The sequence below is a fragment of the Leptolyngbya sp. FACHB-60 genome (genome assembly GCF_014695775.1).
In the GTDB taxonomy this organism is placed as follows: domain Bacteria; phylum Cyanobacteriota; class Cyanobacteriia; order Phormidesmidales; family Phormidesmidaceae; genus Nodosilinea.
Window position 1 is genome coordinate 125294 of the sequence record NZ_JACJOX010000063.1, and the last position, 21943, is coordinate 147236.

Below are 21943 nucleotides of genomic sequence, written 5' to 3' on the forward strand. Positions count from 1 at the left end.
TTTGTTCACGGCCCTGGGCAACTGGGGCCACTTGTTGAGTTGACTATATGACCGCTATCGCACATCCAAACTGGCTAACCGAGTTCACCGACCTGGGCATCAGTCCAGACCTAGCCACCGCCAACGTGAGATGGATCGAAGGCGAAGACGGCACCCTTGAATTTCTCGAAAGCACGATCGCAGCCCGCGCCCCCAGGGTGCAAGGCCAAAGCTTCATCACCGCCGAAAATGCCCGACTGATTAAGGCCTACAGCCACATCAACACCGGGGGCTGGGTCGCCTATGGCGTCACCCTCGACGGGCAAGAGGGGGCAGTGCCCTACCTCAAGCCATTGCAACCCCGACGCGACGAACAGCGCGATCGCCTCGTCAAATACGAAACCCCGCCGGGCCTGCAAGCCACTCCGCTACTGCCCGACCTATCCCCCGCCTGGAGCCGCATCGTGCGCATGTGGGGGCTGATTGTTGCCCCCGGCGAGTCACTTTGGGAGGCCGTGCTGCGCTCCAAAAATTGCCCGATCGCCATCGTTGAGGGCTTCAAAAAAGCTCTGGCCCTGGTGCAGGCGGGCATCCCTGCGATCGCGCTGCGGGGCGTCACTCAGTGGCACCCCGCAGGCAGCCCCGAGCTGTGGCCCGACCTATGGGCACTGGCTCAAGGGCGATCGGTCTACATCGGCTACGACGAAGACGACAGGGCCGCTACCGCCAGCGCCGTGTCAAAGCAGGAGACCCAGCTCTCCAACGCCCTCGCTAGGGCTGGGGCTGAGCCTTGGCACCTCACCTGGGATGGTCGCCGGGGTAAGGGCATTGACGACTATCTGGCCAGCTGCGAGGGCATGGGCAGCGCCATCTTTGACCTGATGGCCGACGCCTTCACCCCCAAGCAGGCCCAACGCGCCGCCGCCATTAAGCAGGCCCGCGCCATCCTCGAAACCAAACCCCCCAGCGCCGCACGGCAGACCGAGGGCGAATACCTCCCCACCCTACCCAAGCTACGGCCCGGCGCATTGCACTGGGTAGCAGCGGGCATGGGCAGCGGCAAAACCGTCCGCATTGGCCGCGACTGGGTGAAGGCCTGGGTCGCAGCGGGCGGGGTAGTCGCCGTGCTCGACCCGCTCAACTCGCTGGGTCAGCAAGCCGCCGCCGAGTGGGAGCTGCCCCACCTCCACGACTACGGCATGGATGCCACCAGCCAGCAGGCGCTCTCGATGGACATTCGCCACCGGGGCGGGGTGGTCGCCTGCCTCAACAGTGCCCACCGCATTCTCGCCCTGCTGCCCAAAGACGCCCCGCTGCTGCTAGTCATCGACGAGGCGGCCCAAACCCTCACCGATGCAGCTGAGGGCGGCACCCTCAAGGGCGAGTGGGCCAACCGCTGGGAAGACACCGTTACCCTGATGCGCCGCGCCATCAGCCAGAAGGGGGCGATCGTGCTGGCTGAGGATGGCCTCGACCAAGACACCATCGACCTGGCGCGCACCCTATCAGGGGCAGAGCTGGTCATTGGCGTTCAGCACCGCCGCATCCAAGCGCCGTGGGACTGCACCCTGTTCCAGGGCACCCCGCTATCGGCCTTTCGTGGTGACCTACTGAAAGCGCTCAAGGGCAACAAAAACAAGAATCAGCCTGGCCAGCGGATCATGTTTGTCACCACCAGCCAGGCCGAGGCCCGCAGGCTAGCGACCGTCTGCGAAACCCTGGGCATTGACGTGGAGCGGGTCGATAGCACCACCAACGAAGGGGGCCGCTATCGAGAGCTATTCGAGACGCCCGAACCCTGGCTCTACAAGCGTCTGCCGCAGCTGCTCATCCTCACCACCAGCGGCAAAACTGGCCTCAGCATTGAGGGCGGCATTACCCGCGAGGGCGCGTACTTCGATGCCGTTTGGGGCTACTTCCCCACCCTCGACACCGACACCCACAAGCAACTGCTGGGCCGCTACCGTCCGCCAGTTCCCCGCGTCATGTGGGCACCGGCCTACATCTCCCCAGAGCCAGGCGAGTCGGCCAAGCGCTGGGCCGTGGTGAATGAGCTGGGCAAGGTGCAGGCCCAGTGGGCGGCAAAGGCAGGGTTTGAGGTCGCCCCCGCCGATCCTGATGACGAAGCGCTCAAAGGCTACCTGGCTGCCCGCCGCGCCCGCCGCTGGGCTCAGAAGGTCAACCCCGCCCAAGCCTTAGCCAGCGCCCTCACCGCTGCTGGCCACCTGGTTGACCTGGTGAAAGATGGCGTCTCCGGCAACCCCGCTATCACCGAAGAGTGGAAAGAGGTCAAAGACATCTTGGCCCGCCAGGATGCGGACTACCACGCTGCCCTAGAGCTGGATTCAACCCAAACCCCAGAGTGGGCCGCCAAGGTCAACCGCAGCGGCGAGGCCACCTATGAGCAGCGCTGCAAGGCCGTCAAGGTGATGACCGCCCTCAAGTTTCCCGGCATGGACTGGAACAGTAGCGACCTCTGGTATGCCGCCATCTTCTGCCCTCGCCACGAACCCACCAAAGACAGCGCCAGTCGCTCACCCTTAGCCCCCGGTGCATCGCTTTGGGCTGAGGCCGACCATGTGCCCCAGCTTTGGGAGTCAGACAGCGACGATGCCCGCGTCATCCTCGAACAGCGCCTCAAGGCCGCTCACCTGCTGCCCGCCAAGGCACTCAAGGCGCAGCTAGCCGCCATCCTCAAGCCCCTCGCCGAGCAGCTGCTCAAGCGCGGTGTAGTCGCCCCCGATTGCCCCGTAGTTGCCCAGCTGGCCCAGGTTGCCCGCCACTACGCCGCCGACCTCAGGCGCTACTGGCGACTCAACTGCACCGGAGAGCAGAGCGATGTGGCGATCGCCAATAAGGTGCTGCGCAAGCTCGGCCTTCAGCTAGAGCGAGCAGGAAAAGTCTTTTGGGATGGCAAGCGCCAGTGGGTCTATGGCGTTCTGGCAGATCCGATCTGGCAAGCCCTCACCGCTGCGCGCACCGCCGCTCTAGCGGCTGGGACAAATTTGCTAATACCTAGTGTTAAACAAGTTTGTCCCAGTCTTAGCCCACCCGGATCGGCCCACCCGGATCGCCAAAATTTGCCTGACCGCTCCCCTCCCAGTGGTGAGGCGACGCCAGAGCAGGGGGTAGCGGCATGAAGCGGAAAGAAATAAGGCAGGCGATCGCCGAATTGATTGCAATGCAGATGCAAATCGCAGCCCCACTCATCACCGGCAGTGATGGCAAGGTCTGCTATATCGTCCTCAACCCCAAGGCCGCCTCAGTCAAAATCGGAAGCTCATCAGATCCACTAAAGAGGCTAAAGCAGCTCCAGACGGGCAGTCCAGAGAATCTGCACCTGCTTGGATTTTGGGCATTTGCGACAGGCGGGGCAACTCTGGAGGCCGAGCTGCACAGCGTTTTGAGCCGCCACAGGATAGGTAGCAGCGAATGGTTTGAAATATCGGACGGGTTTTGGCGGCAGCTCTATGGCTACACAAAGTTCCCAGGCCTGAACATCCGCTGGGTTGGTGAGACCGATCCGGATTTTATGGCCGCTCTGCACATCAAGAAATGCAAGGCAAAGGAGGCTACCCCATGACCACCCCCACCCTTCCCACCTGGCTCACCCCCGGCATTCTCGCCACTGACGGCACCACCATCTTTGCCGTCGCCCGTGTGCAACAGGCCAAGCCTCCCGCCAACGGCCTCTACCTAGCCGCTGCCGACAACAGCCGCTATCCCCTGACCCAGTGCAAGCAAGCCACCCTAGCCGACCTCACCGACGCCGCCGTGTTCATCGACGCCAGCGGCCAGGCCTGCACCATCAGCTACCAAGACGGCCTGGTGACCCTCGACGACGGCACCACCCGCCGCTACGTGCAGCTCCCTGCTGAGGCTGCGATCGTGGCCGAGGCCGCCCGCAACTTTGCCGCCGCCTTCGATGGCGAAATTGTGGAGGACTGGCCCGATGTGGCCTGACGACCAGCTCCGCCGCATCCGCATCGCCCTCGATCGCCACGATGCCCACCTCTGCCGCTGGGGCAAAGCCGATGAGTGGATCGCCCTCGGCCTGGAGGGCAGCCCCAGCCTGCACTACCACGGCGATCGCTGGGAAGCCAGCAACGAAAGTCTTCAAACCCTCGTAACCCAAGCAATCGGAGATTTGACCCATGACCACTGCAACGGAGACCAAGCAGCGCACCTACCACCCCGGCGACTGGATCGAAGTCACCAAGCCCGACCCCGACAATGCCGAGCTTAAAGGCCGATATTTTGAGGTAGTCAAGGCCACGACTACACGCCTGACCGTCTACAAAAACCCCGCCCGCTACGACTGGGAGCGCATCGAAGACGAACCCACCCGCCCCATCTACAACCTAGGCCTCGCCGAGGTCAGCCCCTACCGCGTCAACCAGGCCCCCAGCCCCGCCTTTTGCTGGGCCTTTGGCGAGATGGTCATGGATGACCTCAACACCGAAAACACCAACCTGCCCAGCCTCCGCCGCTATGGCATTTTTGCGGGCTACCGCGACTTCCCCAGCATGGGCCGCGACTACCCGCCCCAGCCCTGGATCAAGTGGGAAGACGGCACCGAGGGCTTCACCAGCGAACACACCCTCAGCACCTCGCCCCGCCCCGTCTACCTGAGAGAGGCACCGCCCGAGCCAGAGCAGCCCACCGCGATCGCAACGGCCCCCACCGTCACTACCGAAATCGTCACCGCCGAACCCATCGCCCGCCTCGCCGAACTAGAGGCCGCCATCACCGAGGGCCTGGGCCTCATCGAGCAGGGCAAAGCCAAAATCTGGTCAGCCGTCGCCGCCGTCCGCAGCGAGGAGCTGTGGCGCGTCGCTGGCCACCCCAGCTTTGAGGCCTACTGCGCCGATCGCTGGAACTGGAAAAAAGCCAACGGCCACGAAAATGCCCTCGCCGGAGAAGTGCTGGAGGAGCTGCTGCTGTCTGGAGTTCCAGTCGACGCCGTGCCCACCAGCACCAGCGCCATGAGCCAGTTGGCCAAAGCACCCGCAGGCGATCGCGCCGAAGTGCTGCAAAAAGCTGCTGACCTCAACGGCGGCAAAGTCACCGAGGCTGCTGTCAGGGAAGCGCTTAAGCCAGAGCCCACTCCCGAAGACGAACTGAGGTCAGCGGGAATCCCCGTCTACCGCCCCGACACCAGCCCCGAGGCGATCGCAGAGGGGCTAGAGCGTGGCTACATCGTCCCCACAACCGCCCCCAACACCGAGCGCCACCAATCCGGCATGGAAGACCCTGCGCCCGCTGTAGAGCCTTCAGAAGGCCTTATAAAGGTCGGCACCCGTGGCACCCTCAAAGACTGTCCTCACTCCTTCGTGGTTGCCGAAATCGTTGGCAATCGCCTGCAACTTTGGAACGCCACCGAGCGGCGAGCGGTTCATGAGAGCGAGTTCACGCCCTACCTCAACCGGCAGCAGCCCTGTGAGCTGAATGCGATCGCCCGCAGTTGGCTGCGCGACATAGTTGCGGCCATGGGGCCTGAGCAGGTGCAGGCGCTGCTAGAGGAGGTGGCTTAGATGCCTATCACCAGCATGAAAATCAGCTACGCCGCGCCGCCTCCAAGCAAGCCACCCCTGATGGCCATCACCCTGCACCGCCCCTGGCCCTACGCCGTCATCAACCTGGGCAAGCCCATTGAGAATCGCCCCTGGCCTTGCCCGCTCAAGCCAGGCAGCTTTCTCGCCATCCACGCGGGCAAAAAGTACGACCGACAGGGTGCCAGATGGATTCGGGAAACCCTAGATCTAGAGTTTCCGCTCGACGGCCCAGAGCACCCTACAGGCATCGTGGCGATCGCCCGATTTGTCGGTAACGTGACCGCTTCTGATTCGCCCTGGTTTGTCGGCCCAATTGGCTGGCAGTTTGCTGATGTAGTTGAGATTCTGCCCGTCCAGTGCAATGGGCAGCAGCGCCTCTGGCGAGTCTCTGGCGACCTGCTGCTAGCGGTGCGTGAGGCCTACCGCACCGCAACGCAAGTAGCCGCCTGAATTGTTCTGAAGCAAAACCCTAAAAACCATGCTCAAGCGCCTCTACTTCAACGCCCGCGAGGAAATCAAATGGCACACCCGCGCCATCACCCACCTGATTGAAACCCAGACCCAAGACTGGGTAGCCCCTGACTATCAGCAGCTTCCCTACTGGTTGGGTGCGGCTCTAGATTTTGACCGCCTTGATTGCTGGCTTCAGCACACCTGGGACTGGGGTTGCAGCAACGCCCGTGAATCCCATGGGAATCGCCCATGGGCAGGCAGCTACATGGTGGCCAATCACTACCCAAAAGTCTTGGAGAGCCAAAAGCGCGGGGAATTGAACCCCTGCTTTTACATCCCGTTCTGAAGCAAAACCCCTGAACCCTAGACCCTAAACCCTATACCTATGGCCAACCCCTCAGCCCTCGCCGCCCAGCTTGCCGCCTTCGGTGTCTCCCACCCCCCAGCCAACGCCACTGTCTGGGCCACCGCTCTACGCCACCTCGACCCCGAGGGATTGAGGGCCGTCGCCAGAGCGATGCCGCCTGCTTCGATGGGCCAGAGCATCAGCCAGCAACTCACCGCCCTTGCCGACGAACGCGAGACCCAGCCCTTCACCCTAGGAGGGAAGTAGATGCAAACGACCGAGGAGATGCTCCGCCAAGCCCTATCGCTGCTGCAAGCCACCCAGCAGCGCCTCACCGACATTGAGGCCCGCTTTGGCAGCCTAGAGGCCACCCTGCGGGCCACCGACTGGGTAGACGGCCCCACCTTAGCCCAGCTGCTCCACAAGCGACCCCGCTGGCCACAGCACTGGCGCAAGCGGGGCGTCTTCACCACCGAGAATGGCTGTGTCCGCCAGGTTGGTGCAGGCAGCAAGCCCCGCTACGAATACCACCTAGAGCGCTGTGAGCAGCAGTGGACCTGGTGGTCGCAGCTGCCGCCTGAGGGGCAGGCCGCATTCCTGGGCGGCGATGGGGAGGTGGCGTAGATGAGCGACCTCCGCTATCCCCTGCATTGGCCCCAGGGCCGCCCACGGCGATCACCGTCTGAGCGCTCTAGCGCCCGCTATGGCAAAAAAGGCGATGGGTGGGGGCTTAAACCTCTCACCATCGCTGAGGCTTGCGCTCGATTGCGTAGCGAGGTTGAAGCGTGGACGAAGGTAGGGCAAACCTACCGCATTCCACCAAAGTCCGTAGTCGTCAGCAGCAATCTAATTTTGACCCAGTCCGGTGGCCCCAGGTCTGGACAAAAAGAGCCCTCTGATCCCGGCATTGTGGTCTACCTGGAATTAGACGGGCAGCCATTGGCTCTCGACTGCGATCGCTGGGATCGAGCCGCCGACAACATTGCCGCGATCGCCTTCTGGCTTAATGCTCAGCGAGGTGCTGAGCGCTGCGGTGTGGGCAGTATTGCTGCGACGTTTCAAGGCTATGCAGCGCTGCCCGCTGCGACCACTGAGGGTGCATGGTATTCCGTTCTGGGTTTGGCCCAAATGCCGGGCAGTTCTGATGAGCTGAAGGCTATCTGGCGATCGCTAGTCAAAAAACACCACCCAGATGCAGGCGGCGATCGCGCTGCTTGGGACAAGCTTCAGGCGGCGTATCAGCAAGGTTTGCAAGCACTGGGGAAGGTTGCGCTGTGATTGCTGCCCTAATCCTTCTTCCCCAGCGCCATCGCCCGATAGACTGCCTCCCCCTGGTCCGCCCTAATCCACTGAAGGTAGGTCGCGTTGTGCACCGCCTCAGAATGCCCCGCCCACCTTGCCGCCAGCGAGGTGGGTATTTTGTACTCCACCGACACCCGCACACACCAGGCGTGGCGCAGGTCATAGCGTTGGCAGGTCACCCCCCGGCGCTGCAACCCCGATCGCACCCGCTCGGTCAAATCCTTGGCCCTGTACTCCTTCCGCCACGTCACCTGGGGCAGCTGCCCCACCACCGGCCACCGATCGGCCCAGTAAGGGTGAAACGCCTTGGTCTCCCTCACCCGTCCCGACTTGGCATCGACCACCCGCGCCGTGTACTGGTCTACCAGCTCAAACCCAAACGCCTCGCTGGGCCGCAACCCAAACACCACCAGCCGCGCAAAGATGATCTGCCACGGCGGGTCAACCCCCATCGCCGCATACCAATCCTCAATTTGCTGGTCAGTCGGCAGATCCCGCCGCTGCACCTGACTTGACCCATAGCGACCCTGGTAGGGGCGTAGGTCTACCTCAATCCCTGCCACCTCAGCTAACCGCGCCAGCGCCTGACAGGCCCGCCGCCGCCCCCTGGTGTTCTCCTTGGTTTGCAACACCGCCGCCAGAATCTCTGCCTGAGTGAGCCGCGCATCCTGGGGCATCTTCGAGAACACCGCGCCCTGCCAATGCTTCGCCCAAGTCTGTGGTGAACACTGCCCCGTGCTGAGGTGCTGCACCTTAAGCCGCTCCACCCACGCCGCTACAGTGTCAGCCTCGGCCTTATGATTGGGGTCAAACTCCTCCCACGAAAACCGCCGCTCCACCACCGCCGCCCAAAGCCCATGGGCCTGCGCCTCAGCCCGCCGCACCACCGGAGCGCTTGCCGGCCCCTGCGCCAGCTCATACCGATGCCCCGCCTCGTGTCCCAGCTTTGGCGGCAACCGACTGCAACGCAGATACAGCGATTTGCGATGAATCCGCAGCCTCACCGGCACCCCAGCGCCCGCCAACCGCTCATTCGCAGCTGCTATATCGCGCAAAAGTTCTTTGCTAAAAGGCATGTCTGTTTCCCGGCTTGTTCCCCATTGCACTGTCGTTTACTTCGATTTAGTGGGGATGATACGGGGATTTGGAGGGCGATCGCAAGCCCCAAGCAGACTTCCTTGCAGGCTGCATCTGTTGCGCTGCAAGGGCTTTGGGTGACGGGCCATGCTGGGATCGAACCAGCGACCGACCGCTTAGAAGGCGGTTGCTCTATCCGCTGAGCTAATGGCCCTAACGTTAATCACTTTACATTTTAGGGTGTGTGGGTTGCTCTCAGGGCAGACTAGGGCGAATAGAATATTGAAAAAACAGCGGCGAATGCTGCCAGGGCGGTGAGTGCCGCTAAAATAAGTCACTTACTTCATAGAACTCACCGTTTGCGAGGGGTTGCCCAACTTTATCCCATCACGATGACGCAGTAATAAGGGTGCGGTTTACCGTTGCAGCCGCCGCCTACTGCAGGTACTCACCTCAGTTAGGAGTCAGCAGGCCATAACATGTTTATTCTCAAGCGGCAGGATGTTGACATCAAAACGATGCACCATCCTCAAAAAGATCAGCAAATTCCAATTTTGTCGTACCAGGGTCAAACCTTTCGGCTGCTGAGTGTGTTTACTGCCGCCCAGGAAGACGACGCTAGGGCGCTGTGGCGCGACCTGACCGACAACCGGGGTAAGGCCTGTGTGCTGCTTGAAGAGCCCGATCGCTTCAGCATTTGGGGCAAAATTCGCCTTGACCAGTTTGATGATGCTGGTCCCGATACGGGTACCCCACCATCGGAGGCCGCCTACATCAAAGCCTGCCTGCTGATGCTACAGGTGCTTTATATGGATGTAGAAGATCTGTTGGGGGCCAAGCAGGCGCGCCAGTTTGAGGGAGACATTAGCAAGGTGTTTGCGGCCTGGAAGTTTCCCCAAGCGGTGACCCCCGACGCGGTCAAGAACTTGCTAACCGTAGACCCGCTGGCAATGCCTCATCTGCCGCCCTGGCAAGATCACCATCTGCAACGTCTGCTAGAAGAAACCCACCAGATGGGCAAAGATTATTTTGGCAATGCCAACTTTGCCGATCGCGCCCTAGAGGCAGTCGAAGACTTAACCGCTAACGAACAGGCCATGTTTCGGCGGTGGTTGCAGCAGTCTCCAGGGGGCAAGAACTGGATTTAGAGCGGGTAGGGCTGGCTGGATTGGTAACGAGCGACCTCGCACGAGTTTAAGAATTATTGCTCTGCACGACTAATTAAAGCGATTCTGCCAGGCTGACAGCTCAAGGCAGTGGGGAGTCGGTACAATTCAGGCGTTGCGCCAGACCCTGTGCTGGAGTCAGCCGATCGCTGCGATGGTGAAGACCGGCCCTTAGGTCCAGCCGCAGTGTTTTAGTCGGCATGGGTGCCGTTGAGTTCCGTTAGGAGTGAACCCTTGAGCAAGTCATCAACCCCGTCATCTGCTAGTGCCTCGTCTACCCCGCTGTTGGTGGGGGCATGCATCGCTTGGGGCGTGGCTACCCTGCTGTTTTTTCTGCTGTTTACTGCTCCTAACGAAAATGGTGCCCAACCCGGTTGGTTTTTGCTGGGCATTAACCTGCTAGAAACCGGCGCGTTTTTCCTCGCCTCGCTGCTATGCTTTCGCAACTGGCGCAGTACTCAAATCGTCAGCGGGCGCAACGTCTGGTTTTGGATTGGCCTGGGGCTGTTGTCCTACGTCTTTGGCAACATTCTCTTTTTCTTCTGGGGCAACATTTGGGGGCTAGACCCGGCGGTGTCGCTGGGCGACTTTTTCTACATTCTTAGCTACATCTTTCTGGCCGCTGGCATGTTTAAGGCGGTGCTGCCCCGGCGCTTAAACCTGGAGTTCTCCCAGTGGCTGATCGTGGTGGGCATTGGGCTAGGCGGCATTTTGCTGACGATTTTTGTCAACCTGACGGCGGCGGAAGCGGCAGTAGTGCCCCCCGCTCCCACTCCAGCATTCTATCTGGCCCAGGAAGCACCTCCGGCGCGGCCGGAGGTGCTTCCTCCAGCAGTGCCCGTGCCCGTCCCCGAAGCCTCATCCGCCCCTGGCTGGGTGCTCCAGCTCAACGGCCTACTCGAACCGCTGGAGGGTGTGGTGAGCCTGTTGTATCAGATTGGCGACATCGTGCTGCTGATTATTGCCGGTACCCTGCTGGTGGCTTTCTGGGGCGGGCGCTACTCCCAGTCGTGGAAGCTGATTGCGATCGCTGCCTTCTGTCTTTACATTGCCGATATGTTTTTTGCCTACGCCGGCACCACGGACACCTACGTAGAAGGCAGTCTGTGGGAAGTCTTCTGGACGTTTTCAGCGGTGTTTTTTGGCCTGGGAGCAGTAGTTGAGAATGCCGTTTCTACAAATTCCCGCCGGAGCCCACGGCGGCGGCGGGGGTAACGCGCTCTAGAATGTTAGATGGCATTGTTACGGAACCCATGGCATGGCACCCAAAAAGCTGACCGAGGCTGACAAGACTTCTATCTTGAGCCTGTATCGCCAGCCCCAAGAGACCACATCTACTCTGGCAGAACGCTACGGAGTGAGTAACAGCACCATTAGCCGCTTGCTGAAGGCCAGTCTGCCTGGAGATGAGTACAGCGTCTTAATTCAGCAAAAGCGGGGCACCACTGATCGGGAAATCATTGCGGACAACCCTGTGGCCGCAGCGGAGCCCGCTGCTCTTGCTGAGGTTGAAGCAGAACCTGTTGCCGTAGACCCCAAGCCTTCCCCTAAGCCTAAAACCAAGCCTCGCAGCAAGCAAGTTGCTGACGAGGTGCCGGCTGAGGCTGCGCCGACAGAGCCCGCAGAAGAGCCGGCCGCCCCGCTCATGGTTGAGCCGATCGCCGAAGAGGTGCCTGCTAGTGCGGCTAAACCTCTGCGCAAGCGGCGATCGCGGGCCGCAGAAGAGCCGGTGACCGCGATCGCTGACGAATCTCCGGCGATCGTAGAGGTGATTGCCGAAGCGGCAGACCAAGAACCTACCCCGCTCATGGTTGAGCCGATCGCCGAAGAGGTGCCTACTAGTGCGGCTAAGCCCCTGCGCAAGCGGCGATCGCGGGCCGCAGAAGAGCCGGTGACTGCGATCGCTGACGAATCTCCGGCGATCGTAGAGGTGATTGCCGAAGCGGCAGACCAAGAACCTACCCAGCTTTCGCTACCAGATTCGGCTCCAGAAAACCCAGCCTCAGAAAACCTGGCCCCAGAAAAACCGGCTCGCCCGGTGCTGAAATCGGCTCAAACGGTCTCTGCTGAAGCCAAACCCGCCATCACCGAGCCTCTCGACGCCGCCGAAGTCCTTGACGCCGCCGAAGTTCTTGACGCCGCCGAGTCCCTTGACGACGACTGGGATGACGATACCGTTGGTCTTGACGACGATTATGACGACGACGATGACGGCGATGATGATGACGACAACGTCTACCCCTGGGACAGCGGCAATGGCGCTGCCGCCAACCTCGAAACCCTAGAAATTTTTCCCCTCACGGCGGCGGCTCTGCCGCCCCTGTGCTACGTCGTTGTAGAGCGCACCTCGTCGGAGTTGGTGGTGCTGCCCCTGCGCACCTTCGCTGAGCTGGGCCAAATTCCTGAAGAAGAGGGAGATTCCCGCACGCTGCCGGTGTTTGAAAACCACAATGTGGCTCGTCGCTTTTCGCGCCGCAACCAGCGGGTGGTCAAAGTGCCCGATGGCAGCCTGCTGCAAACCACCAGTTCCTATCTACAGGCCAAAGGCATTACCCGGCTGTTTATTGATGGGCAGGTGTTTTCTCTTGGCCAAGACTCCGCAGAGCCCGTGCTCCCGGTCGGAGACGATTGACCTAGCCCCAGTCTAGGCGTTAGGCCCGGCGTATTTCTTGCAATCTCATACACTAGGTCTACTGGCGTTTACCCTGGGGAGACATGGATGTACTGCTGCACATCGCCATTGGCATTGGCCTCAGCGCCGCCGCTGGGTTTAGAATTTTGGTGCCGTTTTTGGTGGCTGGTGTGGCTTCTCAGCAGGGTTATCTGGCCCTGTCTCCCGGTGTGGCCTGGATGAGTACAACCCCGGCTATTTTGGCTTTGGCCGCTGCCACGGCCCTAGAGGTGCTGATCTATTTTGTGCCCGTAGTCGACAATTTGATGGATGCGGTAGAGCTACCAGCGGCGGCGATCGCAGGCACCGTACTTACTGCTGCTGTCACAGGTGGTGACATGAACCCCTTCTTGCAGTGGAGCTTGGCTCTGATTGCCGGTGGCGGTATCGCCAGCAGCACCCAGGCGTTTACAGGCCTGGCCCGGCTGGCTTCTACAGCGGCGGGTGGCCCGGTGGGCAACATCGCGGTTTCGACGACTGAGCTAGCCAGCTCGACCATCCTTTCGGTACTGGCGATCGCGGTGCCAATTCTAGTAATGATCGTAGTAGGTGTGCTGCTGTACCTAGTGTTTCGACGGCGAGGCCGCAAACGACGGGTTTCCTGAACCCTTTGCCCACTAGCCCAGCTACCCTGCCCACCCTTATCCCTATGGAAATCGTCTTGAGCTATGGCTAAAAAAAACACCATCACTCACGCTAAAAAAGCCTTTAAGCATCAATTTGACGCGATGGTGCCGTTGATTCTATCGGAGTGGCCCCAGCTGATCGAAGACAATTTGCTGGCGACCAAAGGCGACCTAGAGCTGGCCGTAGACTATATCAGCGGCGAAATGGATCATACCAAAACCCGCATTCGCCGCCATCTAAACGAGCTAGCTGACCTGGTCGAAGTCGATCCACCGGTCTTGAGCAACGCCTCTCGTAAGTCTGCGATCAATGGGATGTCGTCTGCCCTAAAATCTACTGTCTTAGAGGCTACTGAGCCCCTGGGAGTAACTAAATCCAGCATTGACAATCTGCTCGATGACCTCGAATCGCGCACCGAAAACCTAATCCAAGAGCTGAAGGCCGAAATGCTTCCCGAGCTTGAGAAACGCGCTCGCGGCAACTTGGGGCAAAGCCTGCTGATCGCCCTGGGCCTTGGCTTTGTGTTGGGTCTGATCTTGGGGGGCAAGCGTGGCTAGCTCTGACTCCACCTTTGACCAAATCGAAGGCTACTTTCGGCGGCTGCTGCGTTTGATGACGGTGCTCGTCGATACCCACCTCAATGTGGCGGTGCAAGAGGCTAACTACGAAAGTCGACGGCTGATCAGCGGGTTTATTCTGCTAGGCATCGGCATCGGTCTAGTCACTACAGCGGTTGTGCTCGGCATCGTCGCCAGTGTGGCGTTTGCCCAGTCCCTAGGGCTGAGCTGGCTTCAGGCGATCGGGGCCGTGGCCGGGGCCAATCTGCTGCTGGGACTGATGTTTCTCACCCTGGGGCGGCTGCGGCTGAGTGGGCCACTGATGATTCAGACCCAGGCTCGGCTCTCGCGATCGATCGCGCTGTTGAAAGCCAAAGATTAATTAGAGAAGTAAGTGGCCTGCAACAAATAACTTTACGCACCAACTGTCCTAAGACATCACTCAGGCAAGGTGCTTAGCTCTGCTGCTTGATTATCTCCTGGAGCAGTCCCAACACCTGCTCCATACTTCCTTGAAGGGACCTAATCTCCAGCTCAATGCGATCGAGCCGCTCCAAGACTTGGCTGTGGGTAGTGTTTGAAATCCCCGTTTCGCTGCTAGGAATTTCGCTTGTCTCGTTCAGTTTTGTTGCCAGAGCATCCCAGCTATTCGCCTTAATACCAAAATGAGCTTTAGCGGTTTTGAGAGTCTTAAATTCCTGCTTTAAATCCGAAACTTTATAAGTAGTTAGGGCCTCGCTCTGATCCCTTCGACTCAAATCCTCCTCGACCATCTCCACCACCTCAACAATCAGCTGATCGTGGTTCTGGGCTATCTGAGCCGCCGCACCCAGTATCCGAGAGGTAGCTTTAATCTGAGTACCTGTTTCCTGCCGTAACTCCTCAGCGATACCACGCAGGCGATCGCCCAAAGTTGCAGGTTGGGACGCCGAAATTATCGAAGCTGAATCGTTGCTCATGGGTTAGCCGTTCCTTACTCCGCCATAATTTCCCTAACAGCAGCCCATACCCGCTGAAACTTTTGCAGCATCCCTACCGGATTGTTGGCCGCCTCATCATCGACGGAATCTACCAGCCTCTGAATTCGATCCATCCGAGTTGCTACATCTTCCAAGCTCTTAATAGCCTGATCCTTCTTAGTCAGCGACTCACGGAGAACGATCGCCATTTCGCCAATTTCTTGCTTTAGCCGCTCATTTTCCCGCTTGCGCCGGGTCTCCCAGCCCTTAATTCCTGCCTTGGAGCGCCGCTCAACTTTCAGCTCTTGCTCAATCTGCTTATACAGCGTCAGATAGTTCTGGGACTCCTGCGAAGCTTGATTGTACTGGATCTCAAGCTCGCTGCTCCTGGCTTTCTCCTCGGTATAAAGCGCTAGATACGAGCTCGCCTTCTCTTGGGTTTCCCGATAGAGAACAATCGTCGATTGCAGCTTTTCCTTTTGCTCTCGGTAAAGCGTCTGGCTTTCCTCTAGCTGTCGCGCTTTCTCGACAACCTGATCCTTCGCCTCATCCCGTTGCGATCGAACATTGATCAGAAGCTGCCTAAGCTCGTTGGGCGGTATCGGCTCAGCCCGCCTCGCTTGCGGGTGCTGGATTGCATTATCGTCGGCTGAATTACGTCTGTCGGCTCGTCGCATTCCCGGCATTTGCAGACACCCCTAAAGATACGAAGATGCATCACCTTCTTCATGTTGAGAATGCCCGTGTCCGGAGGCTGAAGACCAAAACACTGGAAGAAGTTTTCATGAACGCCCCTAACCTTTGCGCTTAGCAGCCTACGACCTGTCAAAGTCAGAACTTAGAGGTTGTTTGCATGATAGGCCCATAGTTGGATCGAGCCGCGCTCTGCACCGGCCACCGCCGATGTGGGCAAATCGCTTCAGTGCAAAGCCGCTCTAGTCTTGCTGGGTTGAAAACTGCCGCGCCCCGATCGCAGCCAGCACCCCCGCCACTACTAACAGAATGGGGATCGCATACCAGGGAAATTCGCTTAGGGGTTTGTAAGCGGCTGCCCGCAAGCCAATCGTTGTGTAGGTCAGCGGCAGCAGGTAGACAATTGCTTTTAGCGCCATGGGCAGAGTACTGGGGTCAAAAAACGTGCCGCCTAAAAACGACATTGGCACAATCAAAAAGTTGTTGAACAACCCCACGCTTTCGAGGGATTTTACGTTGAGTCCGACAATAACCCCCAGACCAGCAAACACGGCACAGTTGAGCACCACCAGCAGCAAAAATAGCGGGTTCACAAAGCTCCAAAACCGCCCGGTGAAGATAATTGCTACCAAGATTACCGAGCCCGCCGTCATCATTCCGCGCACGATGCCCGCCAGCATTTTGCCCAGGTGCAGGGATAAGGGGTGCACTGGGTAGAGCAGCATTTCCTCGAAGGTCTTGGTGAACAGGCGATCGCCGCAGATCGAAAACGTGGTGCCACCAAAGCTAATCACCATCGATGACAGCGCCACCATGCCCGGCAAAATAAACTCTAAATAGTTGTCCCCCGCTGAGGGCGTAGTCACCTGGTCGATCGCATTGCCCAAGCCCAAACCAAAGGCCAAAATATAGATCAGCGGTGACACAAGCCCCGATGCCGCCACCTGGGGAATGCGCACCCGCAAATCGAGCCAGTCACCCCAAAATACGGTGAGCATATCGACCCAGAGGGTCCGTAGGGGTAGAGCCTCAATCTGACGCAGGCGCGGACGAGAGAGAATATTGGTCACGACATCATTTTTAACGCTTCTTAATAGTCTAAGGCGTAGGGGGATGCTCGCCCGATCGCCCTGCTATTGGTCGGCAGGAGCTTCATAGTAAACGGCGGCGATGTTCAAACTGACCCTCCTTAGGGATTAAAAAGTTCATCTTCATTGCCAACCCACCACTCTCCTAAGCCCATCAGCTCCTTGTGCAGCGCCTGAAGTTCTTCCATATAGAGTTCGGGGGGAGTGGTGTCTTTGCGCTCTTCTAGCTTTTTCAGACGCAGCAGCACTAGCAGCCAGGGTTTAGACATGCCATCTCTGGCTTCGATAAATTGGGCAAGCTCGCGACTATCCATAGTCAACCTGCGGCTGGGGGTTAGAAATTACTGTAGCAGTGGTGCCCGTGGTCTACTCGACCGGGGCTGCGGCCTGGGGTTGTATACATCTATTGCGTTCGAGACACGAAAAGTTAGACAAGGTTGTGGGCTGATCCTCAGATTTTTAGCATGGAGATGTGCGGCGCGTTGGCGAAGCCTGATCTGGGCAAAATCGCCGGTCTCCAGCTACTTAGGAATCTCAGCAGTCTTTACGAGTGGAGCGTTTCGTCGCACAGCCTTTGCGAGTACTTCTTTGAGGTGGCGACATGGTAGCTACGTCTGTAGTTCAACGTTCTTTGGTACAGCGTGATCAACAATTGGTGCTCTGGCTCGACCAGGTGCGGCTAGAGGATGTTCACCTCGTGGGCGGCAAAAATGCCTCCCTCGGAGAAATGATTCAGCAGCTCACACCCAAGGGCGTGAGAGTGCCATCGGGATTTGCCACCACGTCCTATGCCTACCGCTACTTCATTGAGAAAACCGGGCTTGATGCCCAGCTGCGCGAGGTGCTAGGCGGTTTTGACGTGAATGACGTGACCGAGCTGCGGCGACGGGGCAGAAAGGCGCGATCGCTCATTCTCAACGCCACCTTCCCCGACGACCTAAAAACTGCCATTCTCACGGCTTACCACCAGATGTGCGAGCAGGCCGGGCAAAGCCTCTGCTTTGGTGATGAGTCCTGCCTGCAAGACCACACCTATACCGAGGTTGATGTGGCCGTACGCTCTAGTGCCACCGCTGAAGATTTGCCCGACGCCAGCTTTGCAGGCCAGCAAGAGACCTACCTCAACGTCTACGGCGACCAGGCCGTGCTAATCGCCTGCAAGAAGTGCTATGCCTCGCTGTTTACCGATCGCGCCATCTCCTACCGCACCACCAAAGACTTCGACCACTTCGATGTGGCGCTGTCGGTGTGCATTCAGCGCATGGTGCGCTCAGATCTCGCCACCTCGGGGGTGATGTTCTCCATTGACACCGAGACCGGCTTTCAAAACGCGGTGCTGCTGACTGCCGCATACGGCTTGGGCGAAAATGTGGTGCAGGGCACTGTTAACCCTGATGAATACGTGGTGTTTAAGCCCACTCTGAAGTCGGGCCACAAACCCATTCTTAGCAAGCGCCTGGGCACCAAGGCCCTGCGCATGGTCTATAACACCACCGGCACCGAACTCACCAAAAATGAGCCGGTGCCCCTGGCCGATCAAGAGCGTTTTGCTATTGACGAAGACGACATTCTGCAGCTCGCCCAGTGGGCCTGCACCATCGAAGAGCATTACACCCAGCTGCGCGGCGTCAACAGCCCTATGGATATTGAGTGGGCCAAGGATGGCCACACGGGGGAGCTGTTTATCGTGCAGGCTCGGCCTGAAACAGTGCAATCGCAGAAAGCACAAAATGAGCTGCGATCGTACATTCTTGACGTGCCTGAGGGGGTGGAACCGGTGGCCCGAGGTCGGGCCGTGGGCGATCTGATTGGCCAGGGCGAGGCCTGCGTGATTTTAGAGGTGTCCCAAATTGCTGAGTTCCGTCCTGGGGAAGTGCTGGTCACGGCCCGTACCGACCCCGACTGGGAGCCGATTATGAAGCAGGCCAGTGCGATCGTCACTGACCAGGGCGGGCGCACCTGCCACGCCGCCATCATTGCGCGGGAGCTGGGTATTCCGGCGATCGTCGGCTGCGACAATGCCACCCAGGTGCTCAAGATGGGTGACTTCGTCACTGTCTCCTGCGCCGAGGGCGAAGAAGGGGTAATCTACCGAGGCGAGCTGCCCTTTAGGGTCGAAACCACTAAGCTCGATAGCCTACCCGAAACCCGCACTAAGATCATGATGAACGTGGGCAACCCCGAGAAGGCCTTTACCCTGGCCGCCCTGCCCAACGACGGGGTTGGCCTAGCCCGGCTGGAATTTATCATCGCCAACCACATTAAGGTGCACCCGCTGGCCCTGCTCAACTTTGACAGCCTCGCCAACGGGTCTGAAAAGCGTGAAATTCAGCAGCTGACGGCCCATTACGACCACAAACCCGACTATTTCGTCGACAAGCTGGCCCAGGGCGTAGGCACCCTGGCTGCCGCCTTTTATCCCAAGCCTGTTGTCGTCCGTCTATCCGACTTTAAGAGCAACGAGTATGCCCACCTGCTGGGTGGCAGCACCTTCGAACCTGACGAAGAAAACCCGATGCTGGGCTGGCGCGGTGCTTCCCGTTACTACGACGATCGCTACCGCGACGGTTTTGCCCTTGAGTGCCAGGCCCTCAAGCGGGTGCGCGACGACATGGGCCTCACCAATGTGATTTTGATGGTGCCCTTCTGCCGCACCCCTGACGAAGGCCGCCGAGTGCTTGAAGAAATGGCTCAACATGGCCTAGTGCGCGGCGAAAACGGTCTGCAAGTCTACGTTATGTGCGAGCTGCCCAACAACGTGGTGCTGGCCGACGAGTTTAGCCAGGTGTTCGACGGTTTCTCCATCGGCTCGAACGACCTGACTCAGCTAACCCTGGGGATCGATCGCGACTCGGCCTTAGTGGCCCACCTGTTCGACGAGCGCAGCACCGGGGTCAAGCGCATGGTGAAGATGGCGATTCAAACCGCTAAGGAGCACGGTCGCAAAATTGGCATCTGCGGCCAGGGGCCGAGCGACTACCCCGAGTTTGCCCGCTTCTTGGTGGAGCAGGGCATTGACTCCATTAGCCTCAACCCCGACACGGTGATTAAAACCCGCCTAGAGATCGCCGACATGGAGCAGCAGATAGGCTAGCACCACACAACCGAGAAAACGCTGCAAGAGCAAGCCCCAGCTTCACAAAGAAGCTGGAGCTTCTTTATTTGCTTCAGAGTAAGGGGATTCTCGCTTTTTTAGCCCTCTACTGCTGTAATGCGACGAGTCATCATGCTGATGTACCTGCCTACCGGACTAAGTTGGAATGTCTCAGGGGGCAGGGGAAGCACCAACTTCTCCTACTCCCGCCCCAGATACATTCCCCGCAGAATTACTTTGCAAGACGCACGCCCAGAGTGCAACCCTGTTCGTTGCTATGCGGATCTCACAGTAGAGATAGCTGATATACCTTGATATTAACGATGGACATGTCGGGAATTGGGAAGTTATGGTGTGAAGAACCAAGCAGAACCAAACTATGTTTGGTTCTAAAGTTGTTTAGATATTGAGTCTCAGGAGACACAAGATTTGTGAACAATCACCCTGGTAGCATCAACCAAGTCAACTCCGGCTTTATGGCGGGAGGAATGCAAGCGGCAGTTGGGAACAACAATACGCAAATAGCTCCGAGTAATGGTTCCCCAGCTGCTGACATAGTCACAAAGAATGAAGCGATTGAACTTATTGCTCAAATCAAACAAATAATTCAAAACTTAGACGTATCCGAGCCAGTAAAAGAAAATAGTATCAAATATTTGGATATAGCAAAGATAGAGACAGAAGAAGAAGAGCCAAACAAAGAATTAGTTGCCAAAAGTCTTGAGCGAGTTGCGAAAAATATAGATTCGCTTGAAAAAACATTAGATTCTAGTCAGCACATCATGAAAACTGTTAGCCCAATGCTGCTTAAGATTGCTGGTTGGCTAGGTGCAGCAGCAGGATCCCTCTGGACACTTCTAGGTTGACCAATCAACCATGGATGATAACTCCAGCTCTACAGGCAATAATTCTGAAAAACCGCAGCCCGGTATAAACCAAGCAGCTAGCGGCTTTTTTAGAGGCGGGCAACAAGCAGCTGCTGGAAACGGCAATTATCAATACCAAGACAACAGAGAGCAAAATGTAACGATAAATATAGGAATAGATTCATATAGCCGTCTTAAAGATAAGGATTTAAAGCCTCTAAGCTTTTGGGGGAAAATATCAAATTATTTCACTGTATTTTGTTTTCTTCTGTTTACATTCATTTTTTGGGCTATTTTTGGTTTATTTACCACTTTCCCATTTCCTCTTGAGCAAGTTCAAGTTCTAATTTCTAGCTGTTTCAGTGGAAATCTTTTCTCCAAAATAAATGAATTGCAGAAGAAATGGCAGCGGAAGGCATCAACTGCTGACTCAGCAGAGGAACTAAATAATCTTGATTTTCAAGCCCGTTTGTACTTAAAAGTTTTACAAAGTCTTGGCTCAAAAACCCCCGAAAGCTGCGAAAGATTAGCTCAAACTATTGAGACTTTAAAGCTCAAGAAACAAAAAATTGAAGCTGATCTTCAGTCTTTGCAAGGATCGAGATACAGTAATGTTTTCCGAGTTCAAGACCAATTTGAAACAATTTTAGCAACAAAAGGGGAGAGGGATTTAGCTCATATCGATAAGTTTCTAAGCCAGATGGCTTTCTTTATGAAGAATCAAGAGCCATCAAATGATATTTTGCATACCTTAAAACAGAAGGTATCTGAAGAGATTGAATGCAGTATTGAAAACATTAGCCCTGCCAACCTGGGGGTTCTTTACAAAATAAGATTTTTGTTTCAAGAATTATCTGACAAAGATATTTCTCGCTTAGATGCTCCTGAACTTGATGAGTTCACCAAAAAAACTATTAAGGACTTGAGGGTTAGAACGAGAGAGCTCGAAGAGAGCTTGAAAGCACTCGAATCCAAAAATAAATCGGATCAACAAGAGCTTCAAAATTATTTGAATAGATTAACCAATCTGCAAAACGAACTCGACATAAAAGAGCAAGGCTATCAACTTCAAAGAAATGCTTTTCTGGAAGAAATCAATGAGTTGACGCGAGATATTAGGCAAAGGGGAATGGAGATTGAGCGACTCAGAAATGAACTCGAAAAATATTCTGAGATAAAGGCGTTGAACGGAGAATACATTGGTAACTTGAGCGAGCCAAGTAGAAAGTACCATTTCAGTCGAAGATGCAAATACTGGAAGAGTCTAGCAGGCAACTATGTCCTAAAAATTGATCTTTCTCAAGAAATAGTTAGCAGCAGTACTCCTGAAATCTTTCGTAGAAATGGAATGAATGAATGCAACGACTGTTTAAAGTATTAAGAAAATAGGAATAGGTATTATAGAATGCGTTGTCGGCTTCTAAAAAGTCTTAACCATTCCCAGTTGCTAAATTCTATCTTTAAGTATTGGAAACGGTGACAACCGCTTTTGTCGGAGTGTTATCAGCAC

At 57.2% G+C, this 21943-nt stretch carries 24 protein-coding genes and 1 tRNA gene; 19 read left to right on the forward strand and 6 right to left on the reverse strand.

Features of this window, described 5'->3' with window-relative positions:
* Window positions 1-47 precede the first annotated feature (47 nt).
* Genes H6F57_RS23755 through H6F57_RS23800 form a run of 10 tightly spaced genes read left to right on the forward strand, consistent with a single transcriptional unit; the run spans window position 48 to window position 7611 of the window.
* Window positions 48-3119 (forward strand): DUF3854 domain-containing protein, encoded by a 3072-nt coding sequence (locus H6F57_RS23755; RefSeq protein ID WP_190631219.1) that lies wholly within the window; start codon window positions 48-50, stop codon window positions 3117-3119.
* Entirely contained in the window at window positions 3116-3562 is a 447-nt protein-coding gene (locus tag H6F57_RS23760) for a GIY-YIG nuclease family protein (protein ID WP_190631220.1), read from the forward strand. Before H6F57_RS23755 ends, H6F57_RS23760 begins: the two co-directional genes overlap by 4 nt.
* Entirely contained in the window at window positions 3559-3942 is a 384-nt protein-coding gene (locus H6F57_RS23765) for a hypothetical protein (protein ID WP_190631221.1), read from the forward strand. The genes H6F57_RS23760 and H6F57_RS23765 overlap by 4 nt, the downstream gene beginning before the upstream one ends.
* Window positions 3932-4225, forward strand: coding sequence for a hypothetical protein (locus H6F57_RS23770; RefSeq protein WP_190631223.1), 294 nt, complete (start codon window positions 3932-3934; stop codon window positions 4223-4225). The genes H6F57_RS23765 and H6F57_RS23770 overlap by 11 nt, the downstream gene beginning before the upstream one ends.
* Window positions 4134-5513, forward strand: coding sequence for a hypothetical protein (locus tag H6F57_RS23775; protein WP_190631225.1), 1380 nt, complete (start codon window positions 4134-4136; stop codon window positions 5511-5513). The genes H6F57_RS23770 and H6F57_RS23775 overlap by 92 nt, the downstream gene beginning before the upstream one ends.
* Window positions 5514-5984: a hypothetical protein gene (locus tag H6F57_RS23780; protein WP_190631227.1), complete on the forward strand. Its 471-nt coding sequence runs from the start codon at window positions 5514-5516 to the stop codon at window positions 5982-5984.
* Window positions 5985-6012: 28 nt separating this feature from the next.
* Entirely contained in the window at window positions 6013-6333 is a 321-nt protein-coding gene (locus tag H6F57_RS23785; RefSeq protein WP_190631229.1) for a hypothetical protein, read from the forward strand.
* 39 nt (window positions 6334-6372) lie between these two features.
* Window positions 6373-6600: a hypothetical protein gene (locus tag H6F57_RS23790; protein WP_190631232.1), complete on the forward strand. Its 228-nt coding sequence runs from the start codon at window positions 6373-6375 to the stop codon at window positions 6598-6600.
* A complete protein-coding gene (locus tag H6F57_RS23795) occupies window positions 6601-6957 on the forward strand; it encodes a hypothetical protein (protein ID WP_190631234.1) in 357 nt (118 codons plus the stop codon). It begins immediately after the preceding gene.
* The gene (locus H6F57_RS23800) at window positions 6958-7611 is read left to right on the forward strand and encodes a J domain-containing protein (protein ID WP_190631235.1); all 654 of its coding nucleotides are present in this window, start codon (window positions 6958-6960) and stop codon (window positions 7609-7611) included.
* Window positions 7612-7619: 8 nt separating this feature from the next.
* Here H6F57_RS23800 and H6F57_RS23805 read toward each other — a convergent pair whose 3' ends face one another.
* Together H6F57_RS23805 and H6F57_RS23810 are read right to left on the reverse strand one after the other, a co-directional pair.
* On the reverse strand, window positions 7620-8711 hold the full coding sequence (locus tag H6F57_RS23805; protein ID WP_190631237.1) for a hypothetical protein: 1092 nt from the start codon (window positions 8709-8711) through the stop codon (window positions 7620-7622).
* 142 nt (window positions 8712-8853) lie between these two features.
* Window positions 8854-8926 (reverse strand) — tRNA-Arg (locus H6F57_RS23810).
* Window positions 8927-9191: 265 nt separating this feature from the next.
* Here H6F57_RS23810 and H6F57_RS23815 point away from each other — a divergent pair.
* The 6 genes from H6F57_RS23815 to H6F57_RS23840 all read left to right on the forward strand — a co-directional run bounded on the left by H6F57_RS23815 (window position 9192) and on the right by H6F57_RS23840 (window position 14115).
* Window positions 9192-9860 carry an Npun_F0813 family protein gene (locus H6F57_RS23815; RefSeq protein ID WP_190631240.1) on the forward strand — a complete coding sequence of 223 codons (669 nt, stop codon included), beginning with the start codon at window positions 9192-9194 and terminating at the stop codon, window positions 9858-9860.
* A 252-nt stretch (window positions 9861-10112) separates the two neighbouring features.
* Window positions 10113-11093, forward strand: a complete 981-nt coding sequence (locus H6F57_RS23820; RefSeq protein WP_190631242.1) for a hypothetical protein — start codon at window positions 10113-10115, stop codon at window positions 11091-11093.
* Window positions 11094-11136: 43 nt separating this feature from the next.
* Complete coding sequence (locus H6F57_RS23825) at window positions 11137-12510, forward strand: hypothetical protein (RefSeq protein ID WP_190631244.1); 1374 nt, start codon at window positions 11137-11139, stop codon at window positions 12508-12510.
* An 83-nt stretch (window positions 12511-12593) separates the two neighbouring features.
* A complete protein-coding gene (locus H6F57_RS23830; protein WP_190631245.1) occupies window positions 12594-13154 on the forward strand; it encodes a DUF4126 domain-containing protein in 561 nt (186 codons plus the stop codon).
* Between the two features lie 63 nt (window positions 13155-13217).
* The gene (locus H6F57_RS23835; RefSeq protein WP_190631248.1) at window positions 13218-13733 is read left to right on the forward strand and encodes a hypothetical protein; all 516 of its coding nucleotides are present in this window, start codon (window positions 13218-13220) and stop codon (window positions 13731-13733) included.
* Window positions 13726-14115: a phage holin family protein gene (locus tag H6F57_RS23840; protein ID WP_190631250.1), complete on the forward strand. Its 390-nt coding sequence runs from the start codon at window positions 13726-13728 to the stop codon at window positions 14113-14115. The genes H6F57_RS23835 and H6F57_RS23840 overlap by 8 nt, the downstream gene beginning before the upstream one ends.
* Window positions 14116-14188: 73 nt before the next feature.
* On the opposite strand, the gene H6F57_RS23845 is transcribed toward H6F57_RS23840, so the two are convergent.
* The 4 genes from H6F57_RS23845 to H6F57_RS23860 form a co-directional block, all read right to left on the reverse strand.
* The gene (locus tag H6F57_RS23845; RefSeq protein ID WP_199289982.1) at window positions 14189-14644 is read right to left on the reverse strand and encodes a hypothetical protein; all 456 of its coding nucleotides are present in this window, start codon (window positions 14642-14644) and stop codon (window positions 14189-14191) included.
* A gap of 62 nt (window positions 14645-14706) precedes the next feature.
* Window positions 14707-15369 carry a hypothetical protein gene (locus tag H6F57_RS23850; protein ID WP_190631254.1) on the reverse strand — a complete coding sequence of 221 codons (663 nt, stop codon included), beginning with the start codon at window positions 15367-15369 and terminating at the stop codon, window positions 14707-14709.
* A gap of 258 nt (window positions 15370-15627) precedes the next feature.
* On the reverse strand, window positions 15628-16383 hold the full coding sequence (locus H6F57_RS23855) for an ABC transporter permease (protein ID WP_190631358.1): 756 nt from the start codon (window positions 16381-16383) through the stop codon (window positions 15628-15630).
* Between the two features lie 191 nt (window positions 16384-16574).
* On the reverse strand, window positions 16575-16787 hold the full coding sequence (locus H6F57_RS23860; protein ID WP_073609129.1) for a hypothetical protein: 213 nt from the start codon (window positions 16785-16787) through the stop codon (window positions 16575-16577).
* Window positions 16788-17074: 287 nt separating this feature from the next.
* Here H6F57_RS23860 and ppsA point away from each other — a divergent pair, with 287 nt between their 5' ends.
* The 3 genes from ppsA (at window position 17075) to H6F57_RS23875 (ending at window position 21814) form a co-directional block, all read left to right on the forward strand.
* Window positions 17075-19567: a phosphoenolpyruvate synthase gene (gene ppsA / locus H6F57_RS23865; RefSeq protein ID WP_190631256.1), complete on the forward strand. Its 2493-nt coding sequence runs from the start codon at window positions 17075-17077 to the stop codon at window positions 19565-19567.
* A gap of 431 nt (window positions 19568-19998) precedes the next feature.
* Window positions 19999-20433 (forward strand): hypothetical protein, encoded by a 435-nt coding sequence (locus tag H6F57_RS23870; protein ID WP_190631258.1) that lies wholly within the window; start codon window positions 19999-20001, stop codon window positions 20431-20433.
* 10 nt (window positions 20434-20443) lie between these two features.
* The gene (locus H6F57_RS23875) at window positions 20444-21814 is read left to right on the forward strand and encodes a hypothetical protein (protein ID WP_190631260.1); all 1371 of its coding nucleotides are present in this window, start codon (window positions 20444-20446) and stop codon (window positions 21812-21814) included.
* Window positions 21815-21943: the final 129 nt, after the last annotated feature.

What these genes read in the sequence shown, in the direction of transcription:
- H6F57_RS23850 (WP_190631254.1), bottom strand. Translation starts at nt 15,369, where the DNA reads ATGCGACGAGCCGACAGACGTAATTCAGCCGACGATAATGCAATCCAG.
- H6F57_RS23875 (WP_190631260.1), top strand. Translation starts at nt 20,444, where the DNA reads ATGGATGATAACTCCAGCTCTACAGGCAATAATTCTGAAAAACCGCAG.
- H6F57_RS23775 (WP_190631225.1), top strand. Translation starts at nt 4,134, where the DNA reads ATGACCACTGCAACGGAGACCAAGCAGCGCACCTACCACCCCGGCGAC.
- H6F57_RS23755 (WP_190631219.1), top strand. Translation starts at nt 48, where the DNA reads ATGACCGCTATCGCACATCCAAACTGGCTAACCGAGTTCACCGACCTG.
- H6F57_RS23815 (WP_190631240.1), top strand. Translation starts at nt 9,192, where the DNA reads ATGTTTATTCTCAAGCGGCAGGATGTTGACATCAAAACGATGCACCAT.
- H6F57_RS23770 (WP_190631223.1), top strand. Translation starts at nt 3,932, where the DNA reads ATGTGGCCTGACGACCAGCTCCGCCGCATCCGCATCGCCCTCGATCGC.
- H6F57_RS23800 (WP_190631235.1), top strand. Translation starts at nt 6,958, where the DNA reads ATGAGCGACCTCCGCTATCCCCTGCATTGGCCCCAGGGCCGCCCACGG.
- H6F57_RS23765 (WP_190631221.1), top strand. Translation starts at nt 3,559, where the DNA reads ATGACCACCCCCACCCTTCCCACCTGGCTCACCCCCGGCATTCTCGCC.
- H6F57_RS23795 (WP_190631234.1), top strand. Translation starts at nt 6,601, where the DNA reads ATGCAAACGACCGAGGAGATGCTCCGCCAAGCCCTATCGCTGCTGCAA.
- H6F57_RS23855 (WP_190631358.1), bottom strand. Translation starts at nt 16,383, where the DNA reads ATGCTCACCGTATTTTGGGGTGACTGGCTCGATTTGCGGGTGCGCATT.
- H6F57_RS23860 (WP_073609129.1), bottom strand. Translation starts at nt 16,787, where the DNA reads ATGGATAGTCGCGAGCTTGCCCAATTTATCGAAGCCAGAGATGGCATG.
- H6F57_RS23825 (WP_190631244.1), top strand. Translation starts at nt 11,137, where the DNA reads ATGGCACCCAAAAAGCTGACCGAGGCTGACAAGACTTCTATCTTGAGC.
- H6F57_RS23790 (WP_190631232.1), top strand. Translation starts at nt 6,373, where the DNA reads ATGGCCAACCCCTCAGCCCTCGCCGCCCAGCTTGCCGCCTTCGGTGTC.
- H6F57_RS23760 (WP_190631220.1), top strand. Translation starts at nt 3,116, where the DNA reads ATGAAGCGGAAAGAAATAAGGCAGGCGATCGCCGAATTGATTGCAATG.
- ppsA (WP_190631256.1), top strand. Translation starts at nt 17,075, where the DNA reads ATGGTAGCTACGTCTGTAGTTCAACGTTCTTTGGTACAGCGTGATCAA.
- H6F57_RS23805 (WP_190631237.1), bottom strand. Translation starts at nt 8,711, where the DNA reads ATGCCTTTTAGCAAAGAACTTTTGCGCGATATAGCAGCTGCGAATGAG.
- H6F57_RS23780 (WP_190631227.1), top strand. Translation starts at nt 5,514, where the DNA reads ATGCCTATCACCAGCATGAAAATCAGCTACGCCGCGCCGCCTCCAAGC.
- H6F57_RS23835 (WP_190631248.1), top strand. Translation starts at nt 13,218, where the DNA reads ATGGCTAAAAAAAACACCATCACTCACGCTAAAAAAGCCTTTAAGCAT.
- H6F57_RS23830 (WP_190631245.1), top strand. Translation starts at nt 12,594, where the DNA reads ATGGATGTACTGCTGCACATCGCCATTGGCATTGGCCTCAGCGCCGCC.
- H6F57_RS23785 (WP_190631229.1), top strand. Translation starts at nt 6,013, where the DNA reads ATGCTCAAGCGCCTCTACTTCAACGCCCGCGAGGAAATCAAATGGCAC.